Genomic DNA, 4,462 nt, shown 5'->3' on the forward strand with positions numbered 1-4,462 from the left:
GGTCGCGGCGCCGAGCAGCGCCGCGAGCCCGCCGCCGCCCCCGCCGCCCTGCTGGCCGCCGCCGCCGCCACCGCCGCCGAAGCCCCCGAACCCGCCGAAGCCGCCGCCCTGGCCGTAGACGTAGCGCGCCTGGATGCCGACCTGGAACGTCTGCCGGAAGGCCGACGCCTGCTGGCGGGTGGAGCCGAAGCGCTCGTTGACCTCGTACACGTAGCGGCGGTTGGCCGCGTCGAAGCCGCGCACGGCGAGCAGCGTCGCGTCGGGACGCGCGAACTGCCCCCACCCGCGCAGGTCGTCGGCGCCGTGCACCAGCTGGTCGATGCCGGCCAGCGGGTTCACGAACATCGTGCTGATCGTGAGCCGGCGCTTGAGGCCGAAGTGGTCGGGCTTGTAGTTGAGCTGCAGGTCGAGCGACGGCGTCCACGGGCCGCGGCAGCTGTTGCGCGACGCCACGCGCCCCATCTGCGACAGGAGGCACTCGCGCGCCGCCTCGGGCGTGGTGGCGAGCACGCGCTGGAGCCCTGCCTGCAGCGCGGGGTCGTTCGCCAGCTGCGCCGGGTCGAACACGAACGCGGCGTCGTTGCGCGAGCCGTCGCCGTTCACGTCGCCCGACACGGTGGGGGTGTACGGGCGCCCCGACGTGGCGCGCGCGACGGCCGTGACCTCGAACGACGGGTGCAGCGGGTAGGTGACGGTGCCGATCAGGTTGTGGCGCACGTCCTGATCGGACGTGGAGAGCGTGCGCACGTTCGGGTCGCCGGCGGTCGGCGTCTGGCCGAAGGCGCCCGCCGGGTTGCCGAAGCCGGTCGACGCCTGGTCGCGCGTGCGCGCCAGCGTGTACGACAGGTTGAAGTTCATCCCGCGGCTGGTGACGCCGTTCAGCGCCGCCGTCGCCTGCGCGTTGCGCGAGCGGAAGCGCGAGCCGACCTCGAACACCTGCGCGAAGCGCGGGTCGACGCGGCTGGCCGTGATCACCGACGCGCCGGTCGCCGGCACGATGGCCGCCGCCGGCACCCACACCGGGCGCCCGCCCTCGGCGGCGAGCGCGAACTCGGGCGCGCTCGTGTCGAGGTTCAGGTCGCGCACCGCGTACTGCGCCTGCCCCATCGTGTACGAGGCGTCGAGCGACGCGGTGAAGCGCTCCCAGAAGCGGCGCGTCACGCCGAGGTTCGCGCGCCAGGTGCGCGGCGCGCGGAAGTCGTCGGCGATCGCCGTCACCGCGGGCGACGCCTGCACCGACGCCGCGGGCGTCTGCGCCCCCTCGACCGGGAGGCACTGCGTCGGGATGGCGCCGGTGCCCTGCGCCACGTACGCGCCGTAGTCCGGCACCGGCACCGCCGCGCCCGCGCAAACCAGCTGCGACTCGGCGCCCGCGAGCCCCGAGCCCTGCTGCGCCGCCGAGAAGAGCGACGACGACGCGCGGCCGCGGAACTCGCCGATGCCGCCGCGCACGAACAGCGTCGGGCCGCCGCGCAGGAAGGGCGCCGGCTGCCCGGTGCGTCCGCGCCCGCCGCCCTGCCCCTGCCCCTGCGCCTGCCGACGCCCGCCGCCGCGCCCGGTGTCGGGGAAGAAGGTGTAGCTGAAGCCGACGCGCGGGCTCACGCGCACCTCGCCCGGGAAGCGGTTCGTCTCGAGCCCGAAGCGCTCCCGGACCGCCGGGTTGAGGGCCGGCGCGCCGGAGTACGTCGAACCCTCGACGCGCGCGCCGTAGGTGAGCTGGAACGAGCGGCTCTGCCGCCAGGTGTCGCCGAGGTAGCCGGCGGCGTTGATGGCGCCGCCCTCGTTGGTCCGCGGCTGCAGCGAGCGCGTGAACAGCGCCGGGCGCCCGCCGAGGAAGTCCTCGAGCGAGTTGAAGGTGTAGGTGCCGTACGGGTTGAACGCGGTGCGCTGGTCGTAGCGGCTGGCGTTGAGCAGCCCGCCCATCTTCACGCGGTGGCCGCCCCCCGCCGACGCCCACGAGACCTCCTCGGTCGCCTCGACGTAGTTGGTCTGGTCGTCGTTGTTGAGCCCCGGGTTGCCGCCGAACGACAGCGTCGAGAGCCCGGTGGTGCCGTCGCCGAGGTCGCTCGTGACGCGCACGCGGCTGGCGGGGAGGTCGACGTACGGCGCCGCGCGGCGCTCCTCGCCGGTGGCGTAGACCTTGGCCTCGTTGATGACGGTGCCGCCGAGGATCTCGCGGTCGAGGCGCGACGACAGGGTGAGCATCACGCCGCCGCCGCGGGTGCGCGTGTCGCCGCCGAAGGTCGGCACGGCGAGCGCGCCGATGCGCGTCGCGTCCTGCTCGCTCACGCGGTAGTCGCCGCGCAGCGACAGCGTGTGCTGCTCGGTGACGTTGAGGTCGAGCCGCGCGATGGCGTTGACGTTGTCGTTCAGCTGGCTGCCGGGGATCCCGCTCTGCGTGGCGCCGACGCCCAGCGCCTGGAGCTCCGACAGGAAGCGGCTCACCGAGTCCGACGACGCGCCGATGAGGCGGAGCGCCTCGGGGTCGGCGCCGACGAGGCTCTGGAGCGGGTTGCTGCGGCGCTGCACGGAGCCCGACACGAACCAGAACGCCCTGTCGCGCACGAACGGCCCGCCGACGCCGAGCGACAGCGAGTTCTGCGTGAACCCCTGGCCGAAGGCGCCCTCGAAGCCGGGGCGCCACTGCAGGCGCGGCTCGCGCAGGTTGTAGGTGCCGCCGACGTACAGGTTGTTCGTGCCGCCGCGCGTGGTGCTCGCCACCTGGCCGCCGCTGAACTGCCCGCGGGCGACGTCGAAGGTGTTGGTGATGACGCGCGTCGAGCGGACGGCCTCCTGCGGGAAGGCGCCGCCGCCGAAGCTCACGCCGTCGAGCGTGGTGTTGTTCTGCGCCGCGCTCTGGCCGGCGACGTTGAACCCGGTCTGCGTCGAGTCGCCGCCGGGGGTCAGCACGACGCCGGCGGTGAGCGCGGCGAGGGCGGTCGGGTCGCTGGCGTCGACCGGGAGGCGGAGCGCCTGGTCGGTGCTGATGTTGCGCTCGGTGTTGCCGGGCTCGGGGCGCTGCCCGCCCGGCGGGCCGGCGGGGGCGCGGCTGGCCTGCACGCGCACCGCGGTGAGCTGCGTCGGCGCGGCGCCGAGGGTGACGTTGGCGACCAGGCGGTCCTCGTCGGACTCGCGCTGCACGTTGACCGTCTGCGGCAGCTGCCCGATGGCGCGCACGGTGATGCGGTACCGCCCCCCGCCGTCGGGGAAGAGCACGGTGTACTGCCCGCGCGCGTTGGTGGCGCGGGTGCGGCTCACCCCCGTCTCGACCGAAGTGACGGTGACCTGGGCGCCCTCGACGGGCTGCCCCGCGGCGCCGAGGACGCGGCCGGTCACGATGTCGGTCGTGCTGCCGACCTGCGCGCCGGCCGTCGCGGGGGCGGCGAGCAGGGCGCCGACGGCGACGGCCGGGAGGGCGGGGAGCACGGGGACGGCGGCGCCGACCACCGCGCGCGCGAGGACGCGCGCGGCGGCGCGGCGTGGAGCGGGGGGCATATGAACTCGGGGGGGGAGCGTCGGGAGGGAGGGCGCGACCGGTCGGCGCGCCGCATCGGCTACGCGTGCCGGCAGGCCAATGCTGGCCGTCCGGTCAGGGATCCCGGCGCGGAGCGTGCCGGTTCACTTGGGCGATGACGTCGCCCACAGACGCTCGACCCCCCGCCCCCGTTAACGACGCCGAGCTGGCGGTCGCCCGCGCCGTCGCCCGGCGGCTGGGGCGCCCGGTGTTCGCGGTGGTCGGCCCGACGGGGCGCCACCTCCTCCCCGACCCGCCCGACGACCCGTCGCTGGTGGCCTACGCGGTCGACCCGCGCGGGCGGGTCCAGTTCGGGCGCGGCGGGCGCCCCGCCCCGCCCGCCCCCGGGGCGTCACTGGTCCGCGAGGCGGCCGCGATCCCGCCGGTGGAGCTGGCGGCGGCGCGCTACCTGGCGCTGGCCGCCGGCGCCACGGTGTTCGTGGCCGCCCCGACGCCGGGCGACCCGGACGCCGGGGCGCGCTACGAGCTGGCCCCGCCCCGCGACGGCACCCTCCGATTCGCCGTCCGCCCCGGCGGCGCCCTCCTGCTCGGCGACGCCGCCCGCGAGGAGCCGCCGCGCCGGGTGCGCGACACCGGCTGGGTGACCCGCACCGGGCCGGCCGTGCGCGCCCTCCACCGCCTCGCCGAGCGCGGGGAGGGGCTGGCGGCGCTGGCGGTGGTGACGCCGGGCGATTGGGGGCGGATGGAGCGGCTGGTCCCGCGCACTGAGCGGGACGCGCTGCACCCGAAGCGCATGGTCGGGCTCACCGGCCGGGCCGCGGCGGCCGAGGTGGCGGCGGCGGTCGAGCGCGAGTTCGAGCGGCTGCGCGAGCTGGCGGAGTCGCTGCTGGACTGAGCAACTGCCAGGAGAACGGATGAGACGGATCAGATCTGGGCGATTGTCAAAGATTTGGTAGCGCGCGGAGGCTCTGGGCGAGCAGGAGATCG

The 4,462-nt window shown here is 76.1% G+C and carries 2 protein-coding genes; one reads left to right on the plus strand and one right to left on the minus strand.

Annotation, left to right across the window (positions count from 1 at the left end; all coding sequences use genetic code 11):
• A partial coding sequence (locus PYV61_RS21440) for a carboxypeptidase regulatory-like domain-containing protein (protein ID WP_275835488.1) occupies window positions 1–3,495 on the minus strand: 3,495 nt, incomplete at its 3' end.
• Between the two features lie 134 nt (window positions 3,496–3,629).
• Between PYV61_RS21440 and PYV61_RS21445 the strand changes: the two genes are divergently transcribed.
• Window positions 3,630–4,370 (plus strand): hypothetical protein, encoded by a 741-nt coding sequence (locus PYV61_RS21445; RefSeq protein WP_275835490.1) that lies wholly within the window; start codon window positions 3,630–3,632, stop codon window positions 4,368–4,370.
• Window positions 4,371–4,462 lie beyond the last annotated feature (92 nt).

Source organism: Roseisolibacter sp. H3M3-2 (assembly GCF_029211165.1).
Classification (GTDB): domain Bacteria; phylum Gemmatimonadota; class Gemmatimonadetes; order Gemmatimonadales; family Gemmatimonadaceae; genus Roseisolibacter.